We start from the raw sequence: 24,673 nt of genomic DNA on the forward strand, positions 1-24,673 counted from the left end.
GGCCTCCTGAAGGGTACACCACCGTCCTGGTCTCGAATTCGCGGAGGTGGCGTGTCTGGTCGCCTCGCGCGTCCGGAGGCGGCGATTCGCGACCCCTGGCTGGCCACGGGCGGCCGGGAGGGGGCGCAGATCGTCGCTGCGTGCCGGGCGACGCGGCACTATGCGACCCCTGCCTGGGCGTGGGTGCAGCAGCGCCGGGGTGACAACGGCCGGGATGCGCGCCAGACTCGTCGCATGGCTGCCTGGGTGCTGCACGTCGACATGGATCAGTTCATCGCCGCGGTCGAAGTGCTGCGCCGACCCGAGCTCGCGGGGCTGCCCGTGATCGTCGGCGGCCGGGGCGATCCGACCGAGCGGGCGGTCGTCTCCACGGCATCCTACGAGGCTCGGGCCTTCGGAATCGGCTCGGGGATGCCGTTGAAGATCGCCGCGCGCAAGGCGCCGCCGGACGCCGTGTTCCTGGCGGTCGATCACGAGGCGTACGAGCAGGCGTCCCACGAGGTGATGACGACGCTGCGGTCGCTGCCAGGCGTCGTACTGGAGGTCATCGGGTGGGACGAGTGCTTCCTCGGGATCGAGACCGACGACCCGGAGGCCGTCGCCCGCGAAGCTCAGGATGCCGTGCACGCGGCGACGGGTCTGCACTGCTCCGTCGGGATCGGCGATAACAAGATCAGAGCCAAGATCGCGACCGAGTTCGGCAAGCCGCGCGGGATGTTCCGGCTCACAGAGCAGAACTGGTTCGCCGTGATGGGGGACAAGCCCACGCGCGACCTGTGGGGTGTGGGCCCGAAGGTCCAGAAGCGACTCGCCGCGCACGGGATCGCCACGGTGCGCCAGCTCGCGGATGCCGAGGAGAGCGAACTGGTCGGCGAGTTCGGTCCGAAGATGGGCGTCTGGTACCACGGGCTCGGCTCCGGGAGCGGCCCGGCCGTCGTCGACGACACCCCGTGGGTCGCGCGCAGCCACAGCCGCGAGACGACGTTCCAGCAGAACCTCACCACGTCAGCCGAGGTCGTCGATGCCGTGCGCGAGCTGGCTGCCGACGCATTCGAGGATTGCGCGGCCGAAGGAAGGCCGGTCATCCGCGTGCACCTGAAGGTCCGGTACGCGCCCTTCGAGACGAAGACCTTCGGCCGCAAGCTCCCCGCGCCGACGACCGACCGCGAGGACGTGATCGCTGCCGCCGTCGCGCTCGCCGAGGCCCTCGATCACGAGCGAGAGGTGCGGCTGCTGGGCGTTCGCGCGGAGATGGCGATGCCCACCGGCGGTGACACCGCCGAGCGGACGCCCGTCCGGGGCCGGATCTGACGAACGTAACGCGCCCGTGACGCGGCGGATGCGTCGCCGCAACACCGCCTGCCTAGCGTTCTGATCACGGAACGTCAGGCGCCGAGTGCGCCGGAAGGAGTGGGTAGGTCATGATCTCGAAGCAGGATGCCGGCGAGCTGATCGACGAGCGGCGTGCACGCGCAGGGCTCAGCTGGCGGACTCTGGCCGACCGGCTCGACATCCCACCGGTCTGGCTGGCCGCGGCAGCGCTGGGAATGCATCCGCTGACCTCGGAACAGGCCGAGGAACTGGGCTACGCGCTCGATCTGGACGACGAACTGATCGCCGCCCTCGTCAGGCAGCCCAACCGCGCACCGGAATCCGACATCTCCCGAGACCCGACGATCTACCGCTTCCACGAACTCGTCCAGGTATACGGTCCGGCACTGAAGTCGCTCATCCACGACGAGTTCGGCGACGGCATCATGAGCGCGATCAACTGCAGCATCTCGTTCGACCGCGTCGCGCATCCGGACGGGGACCGCGTCGTGATCACGATCGACGGGAAGTTCCTGCCGTACGCGTGGGTGTCAGGAACCGCTTGAACCGGCTTGCGCGCGTCGCCCTGCAGGCGCGACGCTGGCACCATGACCATCTCGGAGACCGATCTCGTCCACCTTCGCCGATGCGTGGATCTCGCGCGTGAGGCACTCGAGGACGGCGACGAGCCGTTCGGCTCCGTCCTCGTGTCGGGCGCCGGACAGGTGCTGTTCGAGGACCGCAATCGGGTGAAGGACGGCGACGGCACACGGCATCCGGAGTTCGAGATCGCCCGGTGGGCAGCCGCGCATCTGACTCCGGCGGAACGTGCGGATGCCGTGGTGTACACGTCCGGCGAGCACTGCCCGATGTGCTCGGCGGCTCACGGCTGGGTCGGGCTGGGGCGCATCGTGTACGCGGGCTCGACCGCGCAGCTGGTCGCGTGGGCGGCCGAGCGCGGCGTCCCCGCCGGGCCGGTGGCGCCGCTGCCGATCCAGGACGTCGTCCCTGGTGCTGTCGTGGATGGCCCGGCACTCGGCTTCGCCGAAGAGCTGCGCGCGCTGCACGAGCGCCGATGGGAGCGCGACGGCGTGTGATGGCCCCCGCGCCCCCGACCGGACGGCTCAGAACTTCAGCAGCACCTTGCCGATGCGTCCGGCCGTGTTACTGGCGCGCACGGCGTCCGCGGCATCCGCGGCGTCGAAGATGCCGGCGACCGGCAGGGTGAGCGTGCCGTCGGAGACGCGCTGGATCAGTTCGCCGAACAGGGCGCCCTTCGTCGAGGCATCCATCGTCTGGCTGACCTTGCTGCCCCAGAAGCCCTTGACCGTGGCCTGCTTGAAGATGACATCTCCGGACGAGATCTCCATGACGGGTGAACTCATCGCGCCGAAGGCGACGAGGGTGCCGTTCTCGGCGAGCAGCGAGAGGACGTGGCCGGATGCCGCGCCGCCGACCGAGTCGACGCCGGCGACGATCGGGGCGCCGCCGGTGAGCCTCGCCGCCTGTTCGCGCCAGTCGTCCTGATCGGTGGAGATGACGTTCTCGATGCCCTGCGAACGGAGCTCCTCGATGCCCTCGGCGCGTCGGACGAGACCGAGGACGTTGACTCCGCGCGCGGCGCCGAGCTGCGCGAGCATGCGCCCGACGGCACCGTTCGCCGCGTTCTGGACGATCCAGTCGCCTTCTCGGACGTCGAGGAATTGCAGCAGGCTGATCGTGCTGAACGGCATGGAGATCAGCTGCGCGGCCGCCTCATCGGGGAGCGCATCCGGCACGGGGATGAGTCCTGCCGCGCTTGCGACGAGGTACTCGGCCCAGGCGCCGAACGCTCCGCCGCTGGCGACGCGCTGCCCGACGGTGAGATTCTCGACGCCCTCGCCGAGCGCGTCGACGATGCCGACGGCCTCGGTGCCGGATGCCGCGGGCAGTTCGGGCTTGTACCCGTAGGTGCCGCGGATCGTCCAGATGTCGTGGTTGTGGATGGGGGACAGCAGGATGCGCAGCCGCACCTGGCCCGGGCCGGGTTCGGGGAGCGGACGGTCCTCGAGGACGAGGACATCCTCCGCCGGGCCGAACGTGTGATGGATGAGAGCGCGCATCAGTCCTCCGAGACCGTGATGGCGACGTCGATGTTTCCGCGCGTCGCGTTCGAGTAGGGGCAGACCTGGTGCGCGGCATCCGCCAGCGCCTGAGCCTGATCGTGCGGCAGGTCGGGGATGACGACCTCGAGCTGGACGGCCAGCCCGTAGCCGCCGGTGCCGTTCGCGCCGATCTGCACGCGGGCGCCCACCGACGAGTCGGCGATCGACACCTTCTGCGCGCGGGCGACGCTCTGCAGCGCCGAGTGGAAACAGGCCGCATAACCGGCGGCGAACAGCTGCTCCGGGTTGGCTCCGTCGCCGGAACCACCCATCTCGGCGGGGACGGCGAGGTTCAGCTCGAGGCGTCCTTCACTCGTGGCGACTCGGCCGTTTCGGCCTGCGCCGGTGGCGAGGGCTTCGGCGGTGTACAGGGCTTCCATCGTGTGGATTCCTTTCGGTTGTCAGTTCGTGGTGGCCGGGACGCCGGCCTGCAGCAGAGCGGTGAGTTCCTGCAGCTCGGCGATCAGCCTGCGCCGGTGGGCGTCGTCGTGGATGCCGGCGAGTTCGGCGACCTGGGCACGCACGGGGGCGAGTTCGGCGCGGAGCGCGAGCCCTTCGTCTGTGAGCTGCACCGTGACCACGCGTTCGTCGGTGGTGCTGCGCGACTTGGTGACGAGACCGGCCTGCTCGAGGCGTCGCACCAGGGGAGACAGGGTGCCGGAGTCGAGCTGCATGGCATCGCCGAGCGAGCCGATCGTCTGGTCACCCTCGTTCCAGAGCACGGCGAGGACGAGGTACTGCGGGTAGGTGAGCTTCCACGGTGCGAGCAGCGTGCGATACGTCTGGGTGGTCGCACGGGCCGCGGAGTAGAGGGAGAAGCACACCATCTCGTCTGTGATGCTCATATCACTATGGTTGCACGCCATTGAGTTGTGCACAACTTAAATGCGACGACGCGACGCGTCAGGTCGCCATCCTTGCCTGGCGGATGGCGCGTGCTCGTTCGGCCAGGACGGCGTCTTCGCAGAGCACGGGCCCGTCGGAGATGTCGACGTTCCGGGTCGGATCATCGCTCGAGTGCTGAGGCAGCAGGTGGCAGTGCAGGTGCGGCATCCGATGCCCCATGACGAGATAGTCGATCTTCCGGGGGTCCAGGGCCGCCCCGATCGCGCGACCGGCACGTTGCACGTCGCGCCAGAACGCGGCCAGTTGCGTCGGTTCGAGCAGGGACAGGTCCGTGACATGCTCGCGAAGGATCACCAGGCAGTACCCGGGATGTGCCTGATTGCGCGCCAGGCGCAGATGGGTCGTTTCCGTCGAGGCGATCAGGATGCTGTGCGGGTTCGACTCGAGGTGCGCGTCGCCGCACATTCCGCAGCCGTCGGCCGCATGGAGTTGCGTCCATTCCTCGTCGGTCCACCAGGGCATCAGGCGGTGCGTCGGTCCAGGGCGGTGTCGGGGCTCATGGTTGCCGATCCTAGGGGGCGATCGGAATCAGAAAAGAAGAGAAACGTCGGTTCTGGATGCTCAGAACCGACGTTCGTCTTCTTTCCCGATCGCCGTGGGATACGCGAAGAGGGCCGTCCGGATGGACGGCCCTCTTCGCGTGAAAAACGTGTGCCCCCGACAGGAGTCGAACCTGCGACCTACGGTACCGGAAACCGGCGCTCTATCCACTGAGCTACGGAGGCGTACCGAAAGACGATATCACTGCTCGGGGTCGGTCTCCGACGCGACGGGGGCCGCAGCGGGCTCGCCGCCGAACTCCGAGAGCGCCTCGGCCACCTTGCTCGCCAGGTACTGGTGGCCCGCGGTCGACGGATGCTTGCGCCCCAGGTCCACATCGATCACGTCGAGATAGTTCTCGGGGGTGATCCACTCCCGCTCGATGGGGGAGATGTACCACCAGCCGCGTGCGGCGGCGAGTTCGCCCAGGTCCATGTCGATCCGCGCGGTTCCGTCGCCGACCGGCAGCTCGTGCGGTGCGGGTCCCAGCACGACGATCGCGGCATCCGGATAGAGACCGGCCAATGCGTCCCAGGCCGCGGTCACGGCTTCGCGGTATCCGGCTTCGCCCTGGAGTCGATCGTTGATCGATCCCTGGATGATCACGAGATCGGGCGCGAGCCCTGGGTTCAGCGCCGCGATCCGCTCGCCGAAGGCCGGACCGTCCAGGCCGGGCTTGAGGTATCCGCTGCCGCGGACGCCCTTGACGACCGATTCGCCGTTCAGCAGGCCGCCGAGCAGGTAAGCGTATCCATGGGTGAACGGCGCCGCGGCGGAGCCGTAGGTCCACGAGTCGCCGAATACCAGCACCACCGGATGCTCCGGCAACGCGAGGGGCGCGGGCTCGACCACCATGGCCGCATCACCGGCGCCGACAGGGGCGGCCTCCGGCAGCGGAGCCCACGGTCGCCACAGGCCCAGGAGCAGCGCCGAGATCGCCACCAGGCCCAGTGCGCACGACGCGAGAACGCGCCCTCGATGCGCGCGGGAAGCCAGGTTCATGGCATGAGAGTAGATCACGATCCGCTCAGCGCAAATTCCGACCCGGTCGGAGCCGTAAACTGGGGTCGCTATGAACCCTGACTCCCTCGCCGAAGCCCTCCTCGCCGTCGTCACCCCGATCGCGGCGTCCCTGCGACCGGACGAGGCTCTCGACCTCACCGCATCCGACATCGTGCTGGAGCGCCCGCGCAACCGCGACCACGGCGATTGGGCGTCCAACCTTGCGATGCGCCTCGCGAAGCCGCTGGGCACCAACCCGCGTGCGCTCGCCGAGCAGATCGTGACGGCCCTCGTCGACGTCGACGGCGTCGCCAGCGCCGAGGTCGCCGGTCCTGGGTTCATCAACATCCGTCTCGAGGCGGGCGCCGCCGGTGTCCTGGCGAAGACGATCGTCGACGCGGGCCCGGCATACGGCACCAACGATTCGCAGGCCGGAGTGAGCGTGAACGTCGAGTTCGTCTCGGCGAACCCGACCGGTCCGCTGCACATCGGGCACACCCGCTGGGCGGCGCTCGGCGACTCCATCGTGCGTCTGCTGCTGGCCAGCGGTGCGAACGCCGTGCGCGAGTACTACATCAACGACGCCGGGGCGCAGATGGAGCGGTTCGCGATCTCGGTGCTGGCCGCGGCGAAGGGCGAGCCCACCCCGGAGGGCGGCTACCCGGGCGAGTACATCACCGAACTCGCCGGGCGCGTGCTCGACGCGCGCCCCGATCTGCTCGGACTGCCGGACGACCAGCAGCTGACCGTCGCCCGCGATCTGGCTTATGAATTCCAACTCGCCGAGATCCAGGCGTCCCTCGCGCGCTTCAACGTGCCGTTCGACGTGTGGTTCTCCGAGCGCACCCTGCACGCGAAGGACGCGGACGGCTCCAGCCTCATCGACCAGTCCGTCGATCGGTTGCGCGAACAGGGGCACGTGTTCGACGAGGATGGCGCCGTCTGGGTGCGCACCACCGACTTCGGAGACGACAAGGACCGCGTCATCCGCCGCTCGAACGGGGAGTACACGTACTTCGCGGCCGACTCGGCGTACTACCTGAACAAGGGCGACCGCGGGTTCGAGAACAAGATCTACCTGCTCGGCGCCGACCACCACGGCTACGTGCACCGTCTCAAGGCGGTCGCCGGCGCGGCCGGCCAGGACCCGGACAAAAACATCGAGGTGCTCATCGGGCAGCTCGTGTCGATTCGTGGCGCTCGCCTGAGCAAGCGCGCCGGGAACATCATCGAGATGGATGACCTGCAGGCGTGGATCGGCACAGACGCCCTCCGGTACGCGCTTGAGCGCTCTCCTGCCGACTCCCCGCTCGACCTCGATCCCGAACTGCTGCAGAAGCGGACGAACGACAACCCGGTGTTCTACGTGCAGTACGCGCACGCCCGAACCCACAATGTCGCCCGCAATGCCGCCGATTCCGGCGTCGATCGCGGCGAATTCGTGCCCGAGACGCTCACGCACGAGACCGAGTCGGCGCTCCTGGGCGCCCTTCAGGAGTTCCCGCGCATCGTCGCGTTCGCCGCGCAGGTGCGCGAGCCGCACCGCATCGCCCGTTACCTTGAGGAACTCGCCGGCCTCTACCACCGCTGGTACGACAGCTGCCGCGTCATCCCGCAGGGTGACGACCCGATCGAGTCGGTGCACCGCACGCGGCTGTGGCTCAACGACGCCGCCGGTCAGGTCTTTCGCAACGGTCTCGACCTGCTCGGCGTCTCCGCGCCCGAGCGCATGTGACCCCGACCGACGGACAGGATCCGAGCATGAGCGACGACAACCGCACCGAGCCGTACCCGGATCTCTCCGTCGAGCATCCGACCCTGGTGATCCCCGGATCGGTGGAAAGCCCCGCGCCCGCTCGCAAGCCGAAGCGCAAGCGCTGGCCGTGGGTCGTCGGCATCACGGTGGTCGTCCTCATCCTCCTCGTCGTCGCGGCCGAGCTGATCGCGCGTGCCGTGCTGCCGGGAATCGCCCGCGGCATCGTGATCGAGCAGCTCGACCTCCCCGCCGACCAGCAGCTCGACGTGCAGGCCGAAGGCATCCTGCTGCCCCAGCTGATCGCCGGCAGCCTGACCGAGCTCAAGCTCTCCACGGATGCCGTGGCCATCGGCGACATCACCGGTGCCGTCGACGTCACCGCCCTCGGCGTCCCGCTCCGAGGCGGCGACCTGGAATCGGCCAGCGGGACGGTCCGCATCGATCAGGAGCAGTTCCAGGGTCTGCTCGAGCAGACGGACCTGCCGATCGACTCCCTCACGTTCGACGCACCGGATGTCACGGCCGCCGGTTCGGTCGACGTGCTCGGTTTCGCGCTGCCGATCGCCCTCACCGCCACACCGGGTGCCGAAGGCGGCGAGCTCACGCTGACGCCCGTCAAGCTGCTCGTCGGGGGAGTGGAGCTCAACGCCGACCAGGTCTCGGATCGGTTCGGCGAGCTCGGTGAACGCCTGACCCAGACGCAGCGCATCTGCATCGCGGATCGCCTCCCCGCCGGGCTCACCCTCGCGGGCCTGACGATCGACGGGACGGAAGCGGTCGCCGACCTGTCCGTCGCCGGCGGCATCCTCACTGACCCGGCTCTGCAGGAGAACGGCGTCTGCGGGTAGGCGTCAGTCCGGCTTGGCGGTCGCCCCCGCCGCCTCCCTGGCCGCCTTGAGCGCGTTCACCGCGACGGCGACGTCGTGCTCGGCCCGCTGCACTCGCCGCTGCGGGAGAGTGCTGGCGCCGAAGCGTGCACTGACGCGGTCCTCGGACTCCTCGATCCCGGTGACGATGTACGCGCAGGCGATCAGGATCACCTGGGTCGAGAAGTTCATCCAGATCAGCAGAGCCAGCAGCGAGGCGAACGTCGCGAGCAGCGGGTTGGACGCCGCGCCGCCGACGAACAGTGTCGACAGTTCCTGCAGCACGATGAGCCCGATGGCGCCGAGCCCCGCGCCCGACCAGAGCGCGCGCGCCGGGGCACGGCGTCCGGACAGCAGCACGAAGACGCCGGCCACCAGGCCCGCATCGAGCGCGAACACGACGAGGATCGACACCGCTCGGACACCCCATTCGGCGGCGATCGAGTCGGTCGGCATGCCGAGCAGTTCCGTGACCCACGTGATGCCGAGTCGGCCGAGCGCTGTCAGCACCGCCGCGGCCAGGAATGCGGCGGCGATCCCGGCCGCGAGGAGCAGGTTGCGCAGTACGACCCAGACGATGAACACGTCCGCCTGGACCGTGTCGGCGATGGTGCGCACCGCAGTGCGCAACGAACCGACCGCGCCGAGCGCCGCTCCGACCAGAGCCACGATCGAGATGATGCTCGCGATCGACAGTCCCACCGGCACCGCGATCTCGTCAGGGTCCGAGATCACGCCGTCCTGGCCGAAGAGACCGGGGATCGCCGCATCCACGGAGGCGATGAGCGCCTTCCACGCCTCCGGGTTGTCCGCGAGCCACACCGTGGCGAGCGAGAAGCCCAGCAGGACGCCGGCGAACACGCTGAACAGAGCGCGGTAGGTGACGCTGTCCGCCAGCATGGCGCCGCGCCGCTCGCCGTACAGCAGCACGGCTCGGACGAGCTTGCGCTGCAGCGCCCACGCCGTGATGCGCTCGAGCATCCGAGGCAGGCCGCCCTTCTTCGGCGGCGGGGGAGAGGGCTCGTCGTGTGCTGACTCCATGCGGCCAACGTAGGCCACGCGGCGGCCGGGAACGAGGGGGCTTGCCAGCATCCGGCAGGATCGACTACAGCCGCGGAACACAACGTCACCGTGGCGGATCCGGACGACCCGTTGCCTTAGAATCGGGGGCAACCTCGCCGTGCGTCTCGTCGCCCGAGAACCCGAACCCACGATTGGTCCGCTGTGCTTCCCCCTGCCGATTCACTCGCCCCCGACTGGCTCAGCGTGCCCGAGGACGCCAACGATCTCGCTCCCGGCGTGTGGCCGGCATCCGCCGTGCGGGATGATGCAGGCGAACTGCGGATCGGGGGAGTCGGCGCCGCCGAACTCGTCCGGACGCACGGGTCGCCGCTGCTCCTGCTCGACGAACCCGAGGTGCGTTCCAGGGCCCGTGCGTTCCACGACGCGTTCGCCGCGGCGACCGCCGAGCACGGCACGACGTCGCGCGTCTACTACGCCGGCAAGGCGTTCCTCTCGACAGCCGTCGCGCAATGGGTCACCGAGGAAGGTCTGAACGTCGACGTCTGCACGCGCGGCGAGCTCGAGGTCGCCCTCGCCGCCGGCGTGCAGCCGCACCGCATCGGCTTCCACGGGAACAACAAATCGGTCTCCGAACTCGAGCGCGCCGTCGAGGTCGGTGTGGGCACGATCATCGTCGACAGTCTCATCGAGATCGAGCGGCTCGGGGCCATCACCGCCCGCACCCGCTCTCAGCAGAACGTCCTGATCCGCGTGAACAGCGGGGTGCACGCGGAGACGCACGACTTCCTCGCCACCGCCCACGAAGACCAGAAGTTCGGCTTCGCGTTCCCTGACGCCGAGGCCGCCGCTGCGCGGATCCGGGAGATCGACGGCCTTCGCCTGCTCGGCCTGCACTGTCACATCGGCTCGCAGATCTTCGGCGTCGCCGGTTTCCGCGAGTCGGCTTCGCGGGTGCTCGAACTGCACGAGCGGTTGCGCGCCGATGGTGACCTGCCGCTGCTGAACCTCGGCGGCGGCTTCGGCATCGCCTACACCCGCGTGGACGACCCGACACCGATCGAGGATCTCGCGCGCGAGATCGTTGACGCCGTCGCGTCGGGCTGCGCCGTCCGTGGCATCCCGGTTCCCGAGCTCGCGTTCGAGCCTGGGCGGGCGATCGTCGGGACGGCCGGTGTCACGCTCTACGAGATCGGCACGACCAAGGACGTCGTGCTCGATGCGGGGACGCGTCGCTACGTCAGCGTGGACGGTGGGATGAGCGACAACGCCCGCCCCGCCCTGTACGGTGCGCAGTTCTCCGCCCGGCTCGCGTCGCGTGCCGGCGGCGGTGGTCCCGTCCTCGTGCGGGTGGTCGGCAAGCATTGCGAGTCGGGCGACATCGTCGTGGAGCACGAGTACCTCCCCGAGGACCTGGCGCCCGGTGACCTGCTCGCCGTCCCCGCGACGGGGGCGTACTGCGCCTCGCTCGCCAGCAACTACAACCATGTCCCGCGCCCCGCGGTCGTCGCCGTCTCCGGCGGTGCCACCAGGGTGATCGTGCGCGGAGAGACGATCGACGACCTGCTTGCGCGGGATGCCGGCATCACCGGCATCCGCACCGCTGACGGCGGGGCCTCCGGCCCCGCAGAAGGAGAACGATGACCCGCGGTAACGATCCGGCACAGTATCGAACGCTTCGAGTGGCCCTGCTCGGCGCCGGAGCCGTCGGATCGCAGGTCGCCTCCCTGCTGCTCCGCCACGGGGACGAGCTCGCCGACCGGGCCGGTGCGCGTCTGGAGCTCGCCGGGATCGCCGTGCGCGACCTCGACGCCGCGCGCGACGTCGAGCTTCCTCGTGAACTGCTCACCACGGATGCCGAGAATCTGATCCTCGGCAGTGACATCGTCATCGAGCTGATGGGCGGCATCGAGCCGGCCCGCACCCAGCTGCTGGCCGCGTTGAACTCCGGCGCCGATGTCGTCACCGCCAACAAGGCGCTGCTGGCGACGCACGGACCGGAGCTGTTCGACGCGGCCGACCGGGTCGGCGCCTCAGTGCACTACGAGGCGGCGGCGGCGGGCGCGATCCCGATCATCCGCCCGCTGCGCGACTCGCTCGCCGGCGACCGCGTGGTGCGCATCATGGGCATCGTGAACGGCACCACGAACTACATCCTCGACCGGATGGACACCGAGGGCGCCGACTTCGACGATGTCCTCGCCGACGCGCAGCGCCTGGGATACGCCGAGGCGGACCCGACGGCGGACGTCGAGGGATACGACGCGGCCCAGAAGGCCGCGATCCTCGCGAGCCTCGCGTTCCACACGACGGTCCCGCTGGAAACGGTGCATCGCGAGGGCATCACCGGCATCAGCGCCGGGATGATCCAGCAGGCGAGCGACGCCGGCTACGTCATCAAGCTGCTCGCGGTGTGCGAGCGCATCACCGTCGACTCGGTCGAGTCGATCTCGGTGCGCGTGTACCCGGCACTGGTGGCCCGCAGCCACCCGCTCGCATCCGTGCACGGTGCGAACAACGCGGTGTTCGTCGAGGCCGAGGCCGCCGGTTCCCTGATGTTCTACGGCGCCGGCGCCGGTGGAGTGCAGACCGCATCCGCCGTGCTCGGCGACGTGGTCTCGGCGGCTCGCCGCCACATCGCCGGTGGAGTCGGAGTCGGGGAGTCGACGAGGGCGAACCTGCCCATCGTCCCGATCGCGCACGTCACGACCCGCTACCAGATCACGCTCGAGGTCGAGGATCAGCCCGGTGTCCTGGCCCGCGTCGCCGGCATCCTCAGCGAGGGTGACGTCTCGGTCGCCACGGTCGTCCAGAGCGCGGAGGGCGAGGGCACTGCCCGCCTCGTCATCGGCACGCACCGCGCGACCGAGGCCGCGCTCAGCGCCACGGTCGAGCGCCTCGCCGCGAGCGACGTGGTCGATCGCGTGATCGCCGTTCTGCGGGTCGAGGGGGAGTGACGATGGCGTCGATCGTCGTCCGCGTTCCCGCCACGAGCGCCAACCTCGGTCCCGGATTCGACACACTCGGCCTCGCGCTGAGCGTCTACGACGAGCTCGTCGTCACGCCTCTCGATGAGGACCGTCTCGACATCGAGGTCTCCGGCACCGGTGCCGACGAGATCGCCAGGGACGAGTCCAACCTCGTCTACCGCTCGATCGTCCACGTCTTCGCCGACGTCGACCGCGAGGTGCCCGGTCTGCGGATCGCCGCACGAAACGGCGTGCCGCACGGACGCGGACTCGGATCCTCCGGCGCCGCCGTCGCCGCGGGCATCCTCGCGGCCCAGGGCCTGCTGGACGGGATCGTCGCATTCGACGACGACGCCCTGCTGCGCCTGGCGACCGAGCTCGAGGGGCATCCGGACAACGTCGCCCCCGCGCTGTTCGGCGGCCTGACGATCGCATGGACGGGGGAGGACGGACCCCGCCACAAGAAACTGCAGGTGCACCGCGGAGTCGCGCCGCTCGTGCTCGTCCCCGAGCACACGGTCTCGACCACCCTCGCCCGTTCGCTGCAGCCGCTGCAGGTGCCGCGCGAGGATGCCGTGTTCAACGTGTCGCGCTCGGCGCTGCTGATCGCCGCGTTGACGCAGAGCCCCGAACTGCTGCTGGACGCCACGGCCGATCGCCTGCACCAGGACTACCGCGCACAGGCGATGCCCGAGACCTATGCCCTCGTGCAGGCGCTGCGACAGGAGGGCTTCGCGGCCGTCGTGTCCGGCGCGGGCCCGAGCGTGCTCGTGCTCTGCGACGGACCGGGGCGACGCCTCGAGGCGGTCGACGTGGCCGCTTCCGCGACCGACACCCCGTGGGACGCCATCATGCCGGCCGTCGATGTGCGGGGTGGTACAGTAAACGTACGAGCGGAGGGGTCCGCGTAGTTTCGTGAATCTGGCCCCCATCGCAATCTGCGAATTCCGTACGTCACATCCAGAGCCTTCATCGCTCTGGCCTACGAGCGCCAAGCGCCCGTGCGTACGGACGTGCACGGCACCCGTCGTGCACGGCTGACGCTCACATCCCACGACATATAAGGGAGTACTCGTGGAGAATTTCTCCGAGACCCAGAACGACCAGCCCGCAGCGGCGTCCGCGCCCTCCGAGGCACCCGCGGCCGACGCGTCGGCCGAGACCAAGGCACCGGCTCGCAAGCGCGCTCCTCGTCGCGCCACAACCGCCACGGCGGCTGCCAAGGCCGCAGCGGCCGAGGCACCCTCCACAGCGCAGGCCGAGGCCGCTCCCGCTCCCGCTGCTGAGGCGCCGGCGGAGCCCGCACCGAAGACCCCGCGCCGCAGCCGCGCCAAGAAGGCGGATGCCCAGGCATCCGACGCGCCGGCCGCCGACACGGCAGCCGAGGCCGCGCCGGCCGCCGAGGCGCCCGCTGCCGAGGGCGACGCCCCCGCCGCGGCACCGAAGGGACGCAAGCGCCCCGCGAAGAAGGCCACCGCTCAGACGGACGCTCCTGCGGAGCCGATGTCCGAGGCCAAGCCCGAGACGAACGCCGCCGCATCCGAGGCGCCCAAGCGCGAGGCGAACGACGCCGCCAAGGACGAGCCGTCCGGCGACGCGCAGAAGTCGAGCGGCTCGGACGCCGAGTCCGCCGCTGACAACGGCGAAGAGGGCTCCGGACGCAGCCGTAGCCGTAGTCGTAGCCGCAGCCGTGGTGGCCGTGGCAGCAACGCCCAGAACGGGAACGGCCAGGGCGGCAACGCCCAGAACAGCAGCGCCCAGGAGCAGCAGGCTCCGTCGGACGACGAGCAGACGTCCGGCCGCAACCGCCAGCGCAACAAGCGTCGCGGTGCGGCGAACACGACCTCCGACGAGTTCGACACCGAGATCGGTGAGGACGATGTCCTCATCCCGATCGCCGGCATCCTCGACGTCCTGGACAACTACGCCTTCGTGCGCACGTCCGGCTACCTCGCCGGGGCCAGCGACGTCTACGTCTCGCTCGGCCAGGTCAAGAAGTACAACCTGCGCAAGGGCGACGCGGTCGTCGGTGCGATCAAGCAGCCCCGCGAGGGCGAGCAGCAGGGCCGTCAGAAGTACAACGCCCTGGTGAAGGTCGACTCCATCAACGGCCTGTCCGTCGAGGACGCCGCGACCCGCGTCGAGTTCGGCAAGCTCACCCCGCTGTACCCGCAGGAGCGCCTCCGTCTGGAGACCGCCCCGGAGAAGCTGACGCAGCGCATCATCGACCTGGTCGCCCCGATCGGCAAGGGCCAGCGGGGCCTCATCGTCGCACCGCCCAAGGCGGGAAAGACGATCGTCCTGCAGCAGATCGCTAACGCGATCTCGCAGAACAACCCCGAGGTGCACCTCATGGTCGTCCTCGTCGACGAGCGACCCGAAGAGGTCACCGACATGCAGCGCTCGGTGAAGGGCGAGGTCATCGCCTCGACCTTCGACCGTCCTGCCGAGGACCACACCACGGTCGCCGAACTCGCCATCGAGCGCGCCAAGCGCCTCGTCGAGCTGGGCCGCGACGTCGTCGTGCTGCTCGACTCGATCACGCGCCTCGGCCGCGCGTACAACATCTCGGCTCCGGCATCCGGTCGCGTCCTGACCGGCGGTGTCGACGCCTCGGCGCTGTATCCGCCCAAGCGCTTCTTCGGTGCCGCGCGCAACATCGAGAACGGCGGATCGCTCACGATCCTCGCCACGGCGCTCGTCGAGACCGGTTCCAAGATGGACGAGGTCATCTTCGAGGAGTTCAAGGGCACCGGCAACAGCGAGCTGCGTCTGTCGCGTCAGCTGGCGGACAAGCGCATCTTCCCTGCGGTGGACGTGAACGCGTCCAGCACGCGCCGCGAGGAGATGCTGCTGAGCCCCGACGAGGTCAAGATCACCTGGAAGCTGCGTCGCGCGCTGGCGGGGCTGGACACCCAGCAGGCCCTCGAGGTCGTGCTCGGCAAGCTCAAGGAGACCAACTCCAACGTGGAGTTCCTGGTTCAGATGCAGAAGTCCATCCCCGCTCCTGCCACGGGCTCCAGCCACGGGCACGAGAACAACATCCGCTGATTCCGTCGGGCTGACGAAGTGTTCGAGTCCGTCCAGGCTCTCATCGACGAACACCGCCGGGTCCAGGAGGAGCTCTCCGACCCGGCGGTGCACGCCGACGCAGCCCGCGCCAAGCGGGTGAACCGGCGCTACGCCGAGCTGTCGAAGATCGTCGCGGCCCACGAAGCGTGGGTCGCGGCATCCGAGGACCTGGAGGCCGCGCGCGAACTCGCACGCGAGGACGACGCCTTCGCGGCCGAGATCCCCGAGCTCGAGGCATCCGTCGCCCAGACGCAGGAGCGTCTCCGGCGCCTGCTGATCCCTCGGGACCCCGATGACGCCCGTGACGTGATCATGGAGATCAAGGCGGGTGAGGGCGGCGCCGAATCCGCGCTGTTCGCCGCCGACCTGCTGCGCATGTACGTCCAGTACGCGGCGTCCAAGGGGTGGAAGACCGAGCTGCTGGAGCGCAACGAATCGGACCTCGGCGGCTACAAGGACGTCCAGGTCGCCATCAAGGGATCCTCCACGGATCCCGCGCAGGGCGTCTGGGCGCATCTGAAGTACGAAGGCGGCGTGCACCGCGTGCAGCGCGTGCCTGCCACCGAGTCGCAGGGGCGCATCCACACCTCCACCACCGGGGTCCTCGTCTTCCCCGAAGTCGACGAGCCCGAAGAGATCCAGATCGACCAGAACGATCTCAAGATCGACGTGTTCCGCTCCTCGGGACCTGGAGGGCAGTCGGTGAACACCACCGACTCCGCCGTGCGGATCACGCATGTCCCGACCGGGATCGTCGTCTCGATGCAGAACGAGAAGTCGCAGCTGCAGAACCGCGAGGCCGCGATGCGCGTCCTCCGTGCGCGGCTGCTCGCGAAGCAGCAGGAGGAGCTGGATGCCGTGGCATCCGACGCCCGCAAGTCGCAGATCCGCACGATGGATCGTTCCGAGCGCATCCGCACCTACAACTTCCCCGAGAACCGCATCGCGGATCACCGGACCGGTTTCAAGGCGTACAACCTCGACCAGGTGATGGACGGAGCGCTGGATCCGCTGATCGACAGCGCGATCCAGGCCGACGAGGAGGCGCGCCTGGCCGCGGTCGGTCAGGAGTCCTGACCGCGTTCCTCCGCGGTCCGTCGCGCACGGAGCGCTAGGCTCAGGGCGTGATCACGCATTTGCTGCGCCTGGGCATCTTTCTCGCCTCTGCCGCGCTCGGGCTCATCGTCGCCGACCTCGTCCTCGAGGACTTCACGATCGTGTGGGCCGAGTGGTGGGGCTTCCTGCTCTGCATCGTGATCTTCGCACTCGTGCAGACCGTGCTCGCGTGGATCGCGGAGAAGATCCTGCACCGCGTGCTGCCGGTCCTCGTCGGAGGCGTGGGGATCCTGTCGACGATCATCGCTCTGCTGATCGTCGTGCTCCTGCCGATCGGCGGTCTTCGTCTGGACGGGTTCGCAGGATGGATCGCCGGCGGCGTGATCGTCTGGCTGGTCACGGCCATTGTCACCGTCGTGCTCACCAAGCTGCTGCTCGATGACAAGCGGAAGCAGACGCGCTCGAAGGCGTGACCGCTCAGATCACGTAGTCCGGCGCGGACAGCAGGTGCGTGAGGTCCTCGCCCGGTGTGCGCGTGCGCACCTTGGCCGGGACACCGGTGAGCACGGAGTCCGCCGGTGCGTCCTTGGTGACCACGGCGTTGGCGCCGATCGCGGTGCCCGCACCGATGACCACCGGTCCGAGGATCTTGGCACCCGCACCGACCACGACACCGTTCTCGAGCGTCGGATGCCGTTTGCCCGAGTCCCTCGTCCGACCGCCGAGCGTGACGCTGTGATAGAGCATGACATCGTCGCCGATCTCGGCGGTCTCACCGATCACGACGCCCATGCCGTGGTCGATGAAGAAGCGTCGCCCGATCGTCGCCGCCGGATGGATCTCGATGCCCGTCAACCAGCGGGTGAACTGCGATCCGAGCCGCGCGGGAAAGCGCAGCCCCCGATTCCACAGCGCGTGATTGACCCGGTGCGCCCAGATGGCGTGCAGACCGGGGTAGAGGATCGCGACCTCGAGGCCGCTGCGCGCGGCGGGGTCACGAAGCCGGGCGGACGCGACATCCTCGCGCATCCGCCCGGCCCAGTGCGTGCCGGAGTTCGGCATCAGTCCTCGCGCAGATCCTCGAAGAGGGCGGTCGACAGATAGCGCTCACCGGTGTCGGGGATGATCACGACGACCTTCTTGCCGGCGTTCTCCGGACGAGCGGCGACCTGGAGCGCCGCCCATGCGGCCGCACCGCTCGAGATGCCGACGAGCAGTCCCTCGCGGGCGGCGAGGGCGCGCGACGTGGCGATCGCGTCCTCGAACTCGACGGTGACGACCTCGTCGAAGACCTCGGTGTCGAGGATCGGCGGGACGAAGTTCGGGCCGATGCCCTGGATCTTGGCCGGGCCGGGGGTGCCCTGCGAGAGCAACGGCGATGCGGTGGGCTCGACGGCGATGACCTGGACCCCTGGCTTGCGCTCCTTCAGGACCTGGCCGACGCCCGTGATGGTTCCGCCCGTTCCGATGCCGGCGACGAAGATGTCGACCTCGCCGTCGGTGTCGCGCCAGATCTCCTCGGCGGTCGTCTCACGGTGGATCTGCGCGTTGGCCGCGTTCTCGAACTGGTGGGCGAGGATCGCGCCCGGTGTGTCGGCGGCGATGCGCTCCGCCTCGGCGACGGCGCCCTTCATGCCGACGGTCGGGTCGGTGAGCACGAGCTCGGCCCCGAACGCCTTGAGCAGGATGCGGCGCTCCTTCGACATCGAGGCGGGCATCGTCAGGATGACCTTGTAGCCGCGGGCTGCGCCGACCAGCGAGAGCGCGATACCGGTGTTGCCGCTGGTGGCCTCGACGATGGTTCCGCCCTGGGTGAGGGAGCCGTCCTTCTCCGCCGCGTTGATGATCGCGATCCCGAGACGGTCCTTGACGCTGGATCCGGGGTTGAAGTACTCGAGCTTCGCGAGCACCTCGGCACCGAGGCCTTCGGTCACATGGTTCAGCTTGACCAGCGGTGTGTTGCCGAACGCCGTGGTGATGTCGGAGTGGATTCCGGGCATGAAGACGCCTTTCCTGAGCGGGTGACTGTCGTCAGCCTAGGGGAGCACGTACCGGATATCGCATATGTGACTCTCCGTTGCGCCCTACGCTGGGGGGATGCCCGTCTCGCTCGCCGCGCTCCTGCGCTCCGTCGCCCAGCAGCTCGCGGATGCCGGCGTGCCGGACCCGGTCGTGGATGCGGAACTCCTCATCGGTCACGTCACCGGACGCGGTCGCGGCTCCGTGCAGGCGGCGGTCGTCCGCGGCGATGCGCTGGACGATGCGGATGCCGAGGCGCTGGCCGTGCTCGTCGGACGCCGCGCCGCCCGCGAACCGCTGCAGCACATCACGGGTACCGCGCCCTTCCGGCACCTCGAGCTCGCGGTGGGGCCCGGGGTCTTCGTGCCTCGGCCCGAGACCGAGCAGGTCGTCCAGTTCGCGATCGACGCGCTGCTGAACGCCCCGGATGCGGCGCCCGTCGGCATCGATCTCGGAACCGGCTCCGGCGCGATCGCCCTCGCGATGGCGACCGAGGTGCCGCACGCCCGCGTCTTCGCCGCCGAACTGTCGCCGGACGCCTATGCCTGGGCGTCGCGCAACGCGGCGCAGGCACCCAACCTGACGCTCGTCCACGCCGACCTGGCCGACGCGTTCCACGAGCTCGACGGCGAGGCCGCCGTCGTGATCTCCAATCCGCCGTACGTCCCGGACGATGCCATCCCGCGCGACCCGGAGGTCCGGCTGTTCGATCCGGCACTGGCCCTGTACGGCGGTCCGGACGGACTCGACGTCGTCCGCGTGCTCAGCCGGCGCGCGCTGGATCTGCTCCGGCCGGGCGGCCTGCTCGTGATCGAGCACGGCGAGCTGCAGGGCGCCGACATCAGAGCGCTGCTCGAGGGCGACGGCTGGCGCGCCGCCGCCACGCATCCGGACCTCACGCACCGCGACCGCGCGACGACCGCGATCCGGCCGTGAGCTCGTTCGAAAAGTCCCGTCCGCTACTTCCAGACACGTCCGCGTAGAATCGATCCGTCATGTCCAACGTCTTCGACTGCCGCGATGAGGAGCAGCTGCTCACCGGTATGCGCCGTGCCCGTCAGGCCATCGGTCGCGGCGACCTCATCGTCCTGCCCACCGACACCGTCTACGGCGTCGCAGCCGACGCGTTCTCGCCCGCCGCCGTGCAGCGCCTGCTCGACGCGAAGGGCCGCGGCCGCAACCAGCCGCCGCCCGTGCTCGTCTCCGGGCCCGCGACCCTCGGTGCTCTCGTCGAGAGCGTCCCCGAGGCGGTCCAGCGGCTCGTCGACGCGTTCTGGCCGGGCGGCCTGACCATCGTCCTGCCCGCGCAGCGGTCCCTGACGTGGGACCTCGGTGAGACGCAGGGCACCGTGGCCGTCCGGATGCCGGACAGCCGGGTCACCCTCGAACTGCTGGAGGAGACGGGCCCGTTGGCCGTCTCCAGCGCGAACCTCACGGGCAAGGATGCGGCGATCGCGGCATCCGATGCGGTCGAGATGCTCGGCGACAAGGTGTCGGTGTACCTCGACACCGGGATGAGCCGCGACGGCATCGCCTCGACGATCGTCGACGCCACCGCGCTCGTGCCGCGCGGCGACGACTCTCCGGCGCCCGTGGTGCGGATCCTGCGCGAGGGCGCGGTCACGCGCGAGCAGCTGGAAGAAGTGCTCGGCGACCTGCTCGAACCGGAGGAGCGCCCCGGAGACGTCGATCCGGACGACGTCTCGGACGGCACGGCGTGAAGCAGTACCTCTTCACGATCATCCTGACCGCGACGATCACGTTCGCGCTGTCGTGGGTGGTCTGGCAGCTGAGCCTGAGGTTCAAGCTGTACCCCGGCATCCGGGAGCGCGACGTCCACACCACGCCGACCCCGCGGCTCGGCGGCGTCGCGATCTTCCTCGGCATCGCCACCGCCGTCGGCGTGTCAGCGGCCAACCCGTTCTTCGAGACGCTGTGGATCCCGCCGCAGACCATGTGGTCCGTGCTCTGCGCCGCCCTGCTGATCGCGGTCATCGGCGTCATCGACGACCTGATCGATCTGGACTGGATGATCAAGCTCGGCGCGCAGTTCCTCGCGGCGGGCATCATCACGGTGTGGGGCGGGATGCAGATCCTGTCCCTGCCGTTCGGAGAGATGATCCTGTTCTCCAGCTGGGTCAGCATCGCCGTGACGATGTTCGCGATCGTGATCGTGATGAATGCCGTGAACTTCATCGACGGTCTGGACGGACTCGTCGCCGGGGTGTGTCTGATCGCGAACAGCGTGTTCTTCGCGTATTCCTACATCGTGTCGCGCGACATCGGCGCCACCACCTACTTCAACCTGTCGACGTTCCTGGCCGCGACGCTCATCGGCGCGTGCATCGGCTTCCTCCCGTGGAACTGGAGCCCGGCGAAGCTGTTCATGGGAGACTCCGGTGCTCTCGTCATGGGCCTGCTGATGGCGACCTCGACCGTGGTGCTCACCGGGCAGTGGCCGGCCTCGGCGCTCGACCCGGAGGAGTTCGGCCGTTCGCAGCTGCTCGGTGCGTTCATCCCGATCCTGCTGCCGATCGTCGTCGTCATGCTTCCGCTGCTCGACTTCGGCCTCGCCGTCTTCCGTCGGATGCGCGCGGGCAAGTCGCCGTTCTCCCCGGATCGCAAGCACCTGCACCACCGCATGCTCGATCTCGGTCACCGCGACCGCGACGCCGTGCTGATCTTCTACGCCTGGACCGCGGTGATCTCGCTCGCCCTGCTGCTGATGTACATCGGCACGAGAGAGGACTGGCCTGGTCAGTACTGGATCGGCGCGATCTTCGGCGCGATCGGCGTCGCCGCATGCCTCGTCGTCACCCTCCTGCCCACCCGCCGCACCTCGGCGACGGCGGCCCCCATCGAATCGCCGACATCGACGTCCGCGCCCGCCGAAGCATCCGACCCCGAAACCTTGGAGCCCCGATGAGCCCGAGCCCCGTGTCCAGCACCCCGATCCTGCGGCGGACCCTGATCTGGTCCGCCATCGCGGCGGGCATCCTGGCGATCCTGGCCGGCGGCATCGGCTTCCTCGTGGCCGGGGGAGAAGGCCTGGTCAGCGGACTGCTCGGCGTGCTGCTGGCCGTGCTCTTCCTGGGGATCACCGGCCTGAGCATCCTGATCGCCAACCGCTGGTACGGCGATCCGCTGTACGTGCAGTTCTTCTTCGCGATCGTGCTGGGCGGCTGGCTGCTCAAGCTCGGCCTGTTCATCGTCATCATGATCGTGCTGGCGGGGCAGCCGTGGATCGTCCCGATGGTCTTCTTCCTGTCGATCGTCGCCGGTGTGGCGATGTCGCTGATCATCGACGTCGTGGTGCTCACCCGCATGCGTCTGCCCAACGTCAGCGACATCTCCCTCCCGACCGTCAACCCCGAGGACGACGAGTCGTCGACGGGTCAGGACGGGGCAGGGCCGAACTTGCGAAAGCCCTGATTCTGATAGGGTTGTCATGTGCCCCGCTCGTTCCCACGAGCGCTTGCGCCACCGCATCACACCGACCATCGTCGCCCCGGTTCTGAACCGGTGCCCCGAAGCTGGAGCCCGCGCTGTCTAATCTTGCTGCGACCCTGATTCCCCGCCTGGCCGCCGATGGCGAGTTCCACGGCCCCTCGATGGAGGACTTCTTCCCGGAGATCCTGTTCAGTGTGCTCGGTGTCCCCGTACACCGCATCCACCTGATCCAACTCATCTCGGTGCTGGCCGTCGTCCTGCTGCTGTGGCTCGGCACGCGTCGTATGACCGTCGTCCCCGGCCGCTTCCAGAGCGTCGTCGAGATGGGCCTCGGATTCGTCCGCAACGGCATCGCGCACGACCTGCTCGGTCGCAAGGACGGCGACCGGTTCCTGCCGATCCTCACGACGATGTTCTTCATGATCCTGTTCATGAACATCACCGGGATCATCCCGTTCCTGAACATGCCGGGTACCGCGATCATCGCCGTCCCGCTCACGCTGGCCATCATCAGCTACGTGACGTTCATCTACGCCGGCATCAAGAAGAGCCCGAAGAACTTCTTCAAGAACGCGCTCTTCCCGTCCGGTGTCCCGTGGCCGGTGTACTTCATCGTCACGCCCATCGAGCTGATCTCGACGTTCATCATCCGGCCCGTGACGCTCACGCTCCGACTGATGATGAACCTCGTCGTCGGACACATGATCCTGGTGCTGTGCTTCTCGGCCACCTGGTTCTTCTTCTTCACCGCAGGCGGCGGATGGTCGCTGCTCGGCATCGGAACGCTCGCCTTCGGTGGCGCGTTCACGATCTTCGAGCTGCTGGTCGTCGTCCTGCAGGCCTACGTCTTCACCGTCCTCACCGCGGTCTACATCCAGCTCGCGGTAGCAGAAGAGCACTGAGCGGGTCGGCAACTGCCTTCCCACCCAACGAAAGGAAAAACCCGTGGACGCAACTACGGTTCTCGCTGACATCAACGGTCACCTCGCGGCGGTCGGCTACGGCCTCGCAGCGATCGGTCCGGCCATCGGTGTGGGCATCGTCGTCGGCAAGACGATCGAGGGCGTCGCTCGTCAGCCCGAGCTGGCCGGCCGCCTGCAGGTTCTCATGTGGATCGGTATCGCCTTCACCGAGGCGCTTGCGTTCGTCGGCATCGCCGTCGGATTCATCCCCTTCCCGTAATCCGCACCGACTTCTGAAGGAGACAGGATGCTGAACGCTCTTGTCACAACCCTCGCGGCGGAGGAAGCACCCAACCCGCTGATCCCCGCGTGGTACGACATCATCTGGTCGGCCCTGTGGTTCGTCGTCATCCTCATCGTGGTCTGGAAGGTCGCCCTTCCTCGCTTCACGAAGGTGCTCGACGAGCGCTCCGCAGCCATCGAAGGCAACATCGCCAAGGCGGATGAGGCTCAGAAGCAGGCCGAGGCAGCGCTGGAGGAGTACACCCGCCAGCTCGCCGAGGCGCGCACCGAGGCCGGTGAGATCCGTGAGGCCGCCCGCGAGGACGGCAAGAAGATCGTCGCCGAGGCCAAGGAGACCGCGACTGCCGAGGCCGCACGCGTGACCGCGACAGCGCACACGCAGATCGAGGCCGAGCGCCAGGCCGCTCTCGTCTCGCTGCGTTCCGAGGTCGGCACGCTCGCCCTCGATCTCGCCGGTGGCGTGGTCGGCGAGACGCTCTCCGACGACGCACGCGCCACGGCCGTGGTCGACCGCTTCCTGGCAGACCTCGAGGCATCTGAGGCGGCCAAGTAATGGGCAGCGCGACCACTCAGGCTCTGTCGGCGACGACGGCGGCTCTCTCGCAGACCAAGGGCGTGACCCTGGGCACCGCGGAAGAGCTGTTCGCCGCCGCGCGGCTGGTGGGCGGTTCGTCCCAGCTGAGCGGCGCGCTCGCAGACCCGTCTGCCACGGCCGAATCACGCGAGAAGGTCGTTCGGGCGGTGTTCGCCGGGCTGTCGACGAGCGCTCAGGACGCACTCGTCTCGCTCGCGGTGCAGCGCTGGTCGGACGCGTCCGATCTCGTCGACGGCATCGAGGAGCTCGCCATCCGCGCGGTGGCGATCGCGAAGCCGAAGGACGACATCGAGGGGGAGCTGTTCGGCTTCCTGCGCGTCGTCGCCGGCAACCCCGAGCTCGAGCTCGCCCTGGGCAGCCGCCTGGGCGACGCCGAGGCCAAGGGTGCCCTCGTCGAGAAGGTCATCAGCGGCGCCACCGGTGCTCCGGTCACCCTGATCATCTCGTCGCTGGTCCGCCAGCCGCGTGAGCGTCGGGTGCGTCAGCTGCTGAACCGCGCCATCCGCATCGTCGCCGCACAGCGCGGCCTCATCGTCGCGACCGTGCACACGGCCAAGACGCTGAGCGACGCGCAGCGGACCCGCCTGATCGACAGCCTGTCCCGCCGCTACGGCGGTCAGGTCACCCTCACCGAGATCATCGACCCCCACGTGGTCGGAGGCCTGCGCGTGCAGGTCGCCGATGACGTCATCGACGGCAGCATCTCCGCGCGGCTCGCCGATCTTCGACAGAAGCTCGCGGGCTAACACGACTTCGCGCGGG

The 24,673-nt window shown here is 69.0% G+C and carries 27 protein-coding genes and 1 tRNA gene; 19 read left to right on the top strand and 9 right to left on the bottom strand.

Annotated elements, in window-relative coordinates:
• Positions 1–234: 234 nt before the first annotated feature.
• The 3 genes from OED01_RS05995 (at position 235) to OED01_RS06005 (ending at position 2,408) form a co-directional block, all read left to right on the top strand.
• Complete coding sequence (locus OED01_RS05995; RefSeq protein ID WP_264157465.1) at positions 235–1,311, top strand: DNA polymerase IV; 1,077 nt, start codon at positions 235–237, stop codon at positions 1,309–1,311.
• Positions 1,312–1,421: 110 nt separating this feature from the next.
• Positions 1,422–1,877 carry a cyanase gene (gene cynS, locus OED01_RS06000; protein ID WP_264157466.1) on the top strand — a complete coding sequence of 152 codons (456 nt, stop codon included), beginning with the start codon at positions 1,422–1,424 and terminating at the stop codon, positions 1,875–1,877.
• A gap of 42 nt (positions 1,878–1,919) precedes the next feature.
• Positions 1,920–2,408: a nucleoside deaminase gene (locus OED01_RS06005; protein WP_264157467.1), complete on the top strand. Its 489-nt coding sequence runs from the start codon at positions 1,920–1,922 to the stop codon at positions 2,406–2,408.
• A 27-nt stretch (positions 2,409–2,435) separates the two neighbouring features.
• Here the strand turns inward: OED01_RS06005 and OED01_RS06010 are convergent, their stop codons facing one another.
• The 6 genes from OED01_RS06010 to OED01_RS06035 all read right to left on the bottom strand — a co-directional run bounded on the left by OED01_RS06010 (position 2,436) and on the right by OED01_RS06035 (position 5,903).
• Complete coding sequence (locus OED01_RS06010; RefSeq protein ID WP_264157468.1) at positions 2,436–3,413, bottom strand: zinc-binding dehydrogenase; 978 nt, start codon at positions 3,411–3,413, stop codon at positions 2,436–2,438.
• Positions 3,413–3,835: an organic hydroperoxide resistance protein gene (locus tag OED01_RS06015; RefSeq protein ID WP_264157469.1), complete on the bottom strand. Its 423-nt coding sequence runs from the start codon at positions 3,833–3,835 to the stop codon at positions 3,413–3,415. Before OED01_RS06015 ends, OED01_RS06010 begins: the two co-directional genes overlap by 1 nt.
• 21 nt (positions 3,836–3,856) lie before the next feature.
• The gene (locus tag OED01_RS06020; protein ID WP_264157470.1) at positions 3,857–4,300 is read right to left on the bottom strand and encodes a MarR family winged helix-turn-helix transcriptional regulator; all 444 of its coding nucleotides are present in this window, start codon (positions 4,298–4,300) and stop codon (positions 3,857–3,859) included.
• 58 nt (positions 4,301–4,358) lie between these two features.
• Entirely contained in the window at positions 4,359–4,823 is a 465-nt protein-coding gene (locus tag OED01_RS06025; protein ID WP_264157471.1) for an HIT family protein, read from the bottom strand.
• 190 nt (positions 4,824–5,013) lie between these two features.
• Positions 5,014–5,086 (bottom strand) — tRNA-Arg (locus OED01_RS06030).
• A 16-nt stretch (positions 5,087–5,102) separates the two neighbouring features.
• A complete protein-coding gene (locus OED01_RS06035; RefSeq protein WP_264157472.1) occupies positions 5,103–5,903 on the bottom strand; it encodes an SGNH/GDSL hydrolase family protein in 801 nt (266 codons plus the stop codon).
• A gap of 70 nt (positions 5,904–5,973) precedes the next feature.
• Here OED01_RS06035 and argS point away from each other — a divergent pair, with 70 nt between their 5' ends.
• Both argS and OED01_RS06045 read left to right on the top strand, forming a co-directional pair.
• Positions 5,974–7,638, top strand: a complete 1,665-nt coding sequence (gene argS / locus OED01_RS06040) for an arginine--tRNA ligase (protein ID WP_264157473.1) — start codon at positions 5,974–5,976, stop codon at positions 7,636–7,638.
• A 26-nt stretch (positions 7,639–7,664) separates the two neighbouring features.
• A complete protein-coding gene (locus tag OED01_RS06045) occupies positions 7,665–8,507 on the top strand; it encodes a DUF2993 domain-containing protein (protein WP_264157474.1) in 843 nt (280 codons plus the stop codon).
• A gap of 3 nt (positions 8,508–8,510) precedes the next feature.
• Here OED01_RS06045 and OED01_RS06050 read toward each other — a convergent pair whose 3' ends face one another.
• Positions 8,511–9,566 (bottom strand): YihY/virulence factor BrkB family protein, encoded by a 1,056-nt coding sequence (locus tag OED01_RS06050; protein WP_264157475.1) that lies wholly within the window; start codon positions 9,564–9,566, stop codon positions 8,511–8,513.
• Positions 9,567–9,749: 183 nt separating this feature from the next.
• Between OED01_RS06050 and lysA the strand changes: the two genes are divergently transcribed.
• The 6 genes from lysA (at position 9,750) to OED01_RS06080 (ending at position 17,115) form a co-directional block, all read left to right on the top strand.
• Complete coding sequence (lysA, locus tag OED01_RS06055) at positions 9,750–11,189, top strand: diaminopimelate decarboxylase (protein WP_264157476.1); 1,440 nt, start codon at positions 9,750–9,752, stop codon at positions 11,187–11,189.
• Entirely contained in the window at positions 11,186–12,502 is a 1,317-nt protein-coding gene (locus OED01_RS06060) for a homoserine dehydrogenase (RefSeq protein ID WP_264157477.1), read from the top strand. Before lysA ends, OED01_RS06060 begins: the two co-directional genes overlap by 4 nt.
• A gap of 2 nt (positions 12,503–12,504) precedes the next feature.
• On the top strand, positions 12,505–13,425 hold the full coding sequence (gene thrB / locus OED01_RS06065) for a homoserine kinase (RefSeq protein WP_264157478.1): 921 nt from the start codon (positions 12,505–12,507) through the stop codon (positions 13,423–13,425).
• Positions 13,426–13,588: 163 nt separating this feature from the next.
• Positions 13,589–15,565, top strand: coding sequence for a transcription termination factor Rho (gene rho, locus OED01_RS06070; protein ID WP_264157479.1), 1,977 nt, complete (start codon positions 13,589–13,591; stop codon positions 15,563–15,565).
• 18 nt (positions 15,566–15,583) lie between these two features.
• Positions 15,584–16,663: a peptide chain release factor 1 gene (gene prfA, locus OED01_RS06075; protein ID WP_264157480.1), complete on the top strand. Its 1,080-nt coding sequence runs from the start codon at positions 15,584–15,586 to the stop codon at positions 16,661–16,663.
• Between the two features lie 47 nt (positions 16,664–16,710).
• Positions 16,711–17,115, top strand: a complete 405-nt coding sequence (locus OED01_RS06080; RefSeq protein WP_264157481.1) for a hypothetical protein — start codon at positions 16,711–16,713, stop codon at positions 17,113–17,115.
• A 4-nt stretch (positions 17,116–17,119) separates the two neighbouring features.
• Here the strand turns inward: OED01_RS06080 and epsC are convergent, their stop codons facing one another.
• Positions 17,120–17,704, bottom strand: coding sequence for a serine O-acetyltransferase EpsC (epsC, locus tag OED01_RS06085; protein ID WP_264157482.1), 585 nt, complete (start codon positions 17,702–17,704; stop codon positions 17,120–17,122).
• Positions 17,704–18,642 carry a cysteine synthase A gene (cysK, locus tag OED01_RS06090; RefSeq protein WP_264157483.1) on the bottom strand — a complete coding sequence of 313 codons (939 nt, stop codon included), beginning with the start codon at positions 18,640–18,642 and terminating at the stop codon, positions 17,704–17,706. Before cysK ends, epsC begins: the two co-directional genes overlap by 1 nt.
• A gap of 97 nt (positions 18,643–18,739) precedes the next feature.
• Between cysK and prmC the strand changes: the two genes are divergently transcribed.
• The 8 genes from prmC to OED01_RS06130 all read left to right on the top strand — a co-directional run bounded on the left by prmC (position 18,740) and on the right by OED01_RS06130 (position 24,657).
• Positions 18,740–19,597 carry a peptide chain release factor N(5)-glutamine methyltransferase gene (gene prmC, locus OED01_RS06095; protein WP_264157484.1) on the top strand — a complete coding sequence of 286 codons (858 nt, stop codon included), beginning with the start codon at positions 18,740–18,742 and terminating at the stop codon, positions 19,595–19,597.
• 59 nt (positions 19,598–19,656) lie between these two features.
• Positions 19,657–20,382, top strand: a complete 726-nt coding sequence (locus tag OED01_RS06100; RefSeq protein WP_264157485.1) for an L-threonylcarbamoyladenylate synthase — start codon at positions 19,657–19,659, stop codon at positions 20,380–20,382.
• Positions 20,379–21,587, top strand: coding sequence for an MraY family glycosyltransferase (locus OED01_RS06105; RefSeq protein ID WP_264157486.1), 1,209 nt, complete (start codon positions 20,379–20,381; stop codon positions 21,585–21,587). Before OED01_RS06100 ends, OED01_RS06105 begins: the two co-directional genes overlap by 4 nt.
• On the top strand, positions 21,584–22,093 hold the full coding sequence (locus OED01_RS06110; protein ID WP_264157487.1) for a hypothetical protein: 510 nt from the start codon (positions 21,584–21,586) through the stop codon (positions 22,091–22,093). The genes OED01_RS06105 and OED01_RS06110 overlap by 4 nt, the downstream gene beginning before the upstream one ends.
• Positions 22,094–22,272: 179 nt before the next feature.
• Entirely contained in the window at positions 22,273–23,013 is a 741-nt protein-coding gene (gene atpB / locus OED01_RS06115; protein WP_264157488.1) for a F0F1 ATP synthase subunit A, read from the top strand.
• A 43-nt stretch (positions 23,014–23,056) separates the two neighbouring features.
• Positions 23,057–23,293 (top strand): ATP synthase F0 subunit C, encoded by a 237-nt coding sequence (atpE, locus tag OED01_RS06120; protein WP_067198640.1) that lies wholly within the window; start codon positions 23,057–23,059, stop codon positions 23,291–23,293.
• A gap of 27 nt (positions 23,294–23,320) precedes the next feature.
• Positions 23,321–23,869, top strand: coding sequence for a F0F1 ATP synthase subunit B (locus OED01_RS06125; RefSeq protein ID WP_264157489.1), 549 nt, complete (start codon positions 23,321–23,323; stop codon positions 23,867–23,869).
• Positions 23,869–24,657 carry a F0F1 ATP synthase subunit delta gene (locus OED01_RS06130; protein ID WP_264157490.1) on the top strand — a complete coding sequence of 263 codons (789 nt, stop codon included), beginning with the start codon at positions 23,869–23,871 and terminating at the stop codon, positions 24,655–24,657. Before OED01_RS06125 ends, OED01_RS06130 begins: the two co-directional genes overlap by 1 nt.
• Positions 24,658–24,673 lie beyond the last annotated feature (16 nt).

It is taken from the genome of Microbacterium sp. M28 (genome assembly GCF_025836995.1).
GTDB lineage: Bacteria > Actinomycetota > Actinomycetes > Actinomycetales > Microbacteriaceae > Microbacterium.

What these genes read in the sequence shown, in the direction of transcription:
- cysK (WP_264157483.1), bottom strand. Translation starts at nt 18,642, where the DNA reads ATGCCCGGAATCCACTCCGACATCACCACGGCGTTCGGCAACACACCG.
- OED01_RS06100 (WP_264157485.1), top strand. Translation starts at nt 19,657, where the DNA reads ATGTCCAACGTCTTCGACTGCCGCGATGAGGAGCAGCTGCTCACCGGT.
- atpB (WP_264157488.1), top strand. Translation starts at nt 22,273, where the DNA reads ATGGAGGACTTCTTCCCGGAGATCCTGTTCAGTGTGCTCGGTGTCCCC.
- OED01_RS06110 (WP_264157487.1), top strand. Translation starts at nt 21,584, where the DNA reads ATGAGCCCGAGCCCCGTGTCCAGCACCCCGATCCTGCGGCGGACCCTG.
- prmC (WP_264157484.1), top strand. Translation starts at nt 18,740, where the DNA reads ATGCCCGTCTCGCTCGCCGCGCTCCTGCGCTCCGTCGCCCAGCAGCTC.
- OED01_RS06025 (WP_264157471.1), bottom strand. Translation starts at nt 4,823, where the DNA reads ATGCCCTGGTGGACCGACGAGGAATGGACGCAACTCCATGCGGCCGAC.
- cynS (WP_264157466.1), top strand. Translation starts at nt 1,422, where the DNA reads ATGATCTCGAAGCAGGATGCCGGCGAGCTGATCGACGAGCGGCGTGCA.
- epsC (WP_264157482.1), bottom strand. Translation starts at nt 17,704, where the DNA reads ATGCCGAACTCCGGCACGCACTGGGCCGGGCGGATGCGCGAGGATGTC.
- OED01_RS05995 (WP_264157465.1), top strand. Translation starts at nt 235, where the DNA reads ATGGCTGCCTGGGTGCTGCACGTCGACATGGATCAGTTCATCGCCGCG.
- OED01_RS06050 (WP_264157475.1), bottom strand. Translation starts at nt 9,566, where the DNA reads ATGGAGTCAGCACACGACGAGCCCTCTCCCCCGCCGCCGAAGAAGGGC.
- OED01_RS06035 (WP_264157472.1), bottom strand. Translation starts at nt 5,903, where the DNA reads ATGAACCTGGCTTCCCGCGCGCATCGAGGGCGCGTTCTCGCGTCGTGC.
- thrB (WP_264157478.1), top strand. Translation starts at nt 12,505, where the DNA reads ATGGCGTCGATCGTCGTCCGCGTTCCCGCCACGAGCGCCAACCTCGGT.
- OED01_RS06045 (WP_264157474.1), top strand. Translation starts at nt 7,665, where the DNA reads ATGAGCGACGACAACCGCACCGAGCCGTACCCGGATCTCTCCGTCGAG.
- OED01_RS06130 (WP_264157490.1), top strand. Translation starts at nt 23,869, where the DNA reads ATGGGCAGCGCGACCACTCAGGCTCTGTCGGCGACGACGGCGGCTCTC.
- OED01_RS06015 (WP_264157469.1), bottom strand. Translation starts at nt 3,835, where the DNA reads ATGGAAGCCCTGTACACCGCCGAAGCCCTCGCCACCGGCGCAGGCCGA.
- argS (WP_264157473.1), top strand. Translation starts at nt 5,974, where the DNA reads ATGAACCCTGACTCCCTCGCCGAAGCCCTCCTCGCCGTCGTCACCCCG.
- OED01_RS06010 (WP_264157468.1), bottom strand. Translation starts at nt 3,413, where the DNA reads ATGCGCGCTCTCATCCATCACACGTTCGGCCCGGCGGAGGATGTCCTC.
- OED01_RS06005 (WP_264157467.1), top strand. Translation starts at nt 1,920, where the DNA reads ATGACCATCTCGGAGACCGATCTCGTCCACCTTCGCCGATGCGTGGAT.
- OED01_RS06125 (WP_264157489.1), top strand. Translation starts at nt 23,321, where the DNA reads ATGCTGAACGCTCTTGTCACAACCCTCGCGGCGGAGGAAGCACCCAAC.
- OED01_RS06060 (WP_264157477.1), top strand. Translation starts at nt 11,186, where the DNA reads ATGACCCGCGGTAACGATCCGGCACAGTATCGAACGCTTCGAGTGGCC.
- OED01_RS06020 (WP_264157470.1), bottom strand. Translation starts at nt 4,300, where the DNA reads ATGAGCATCACAGACGAGATGGTGTGCTTCTCCCTCTACTCCGCGGCC.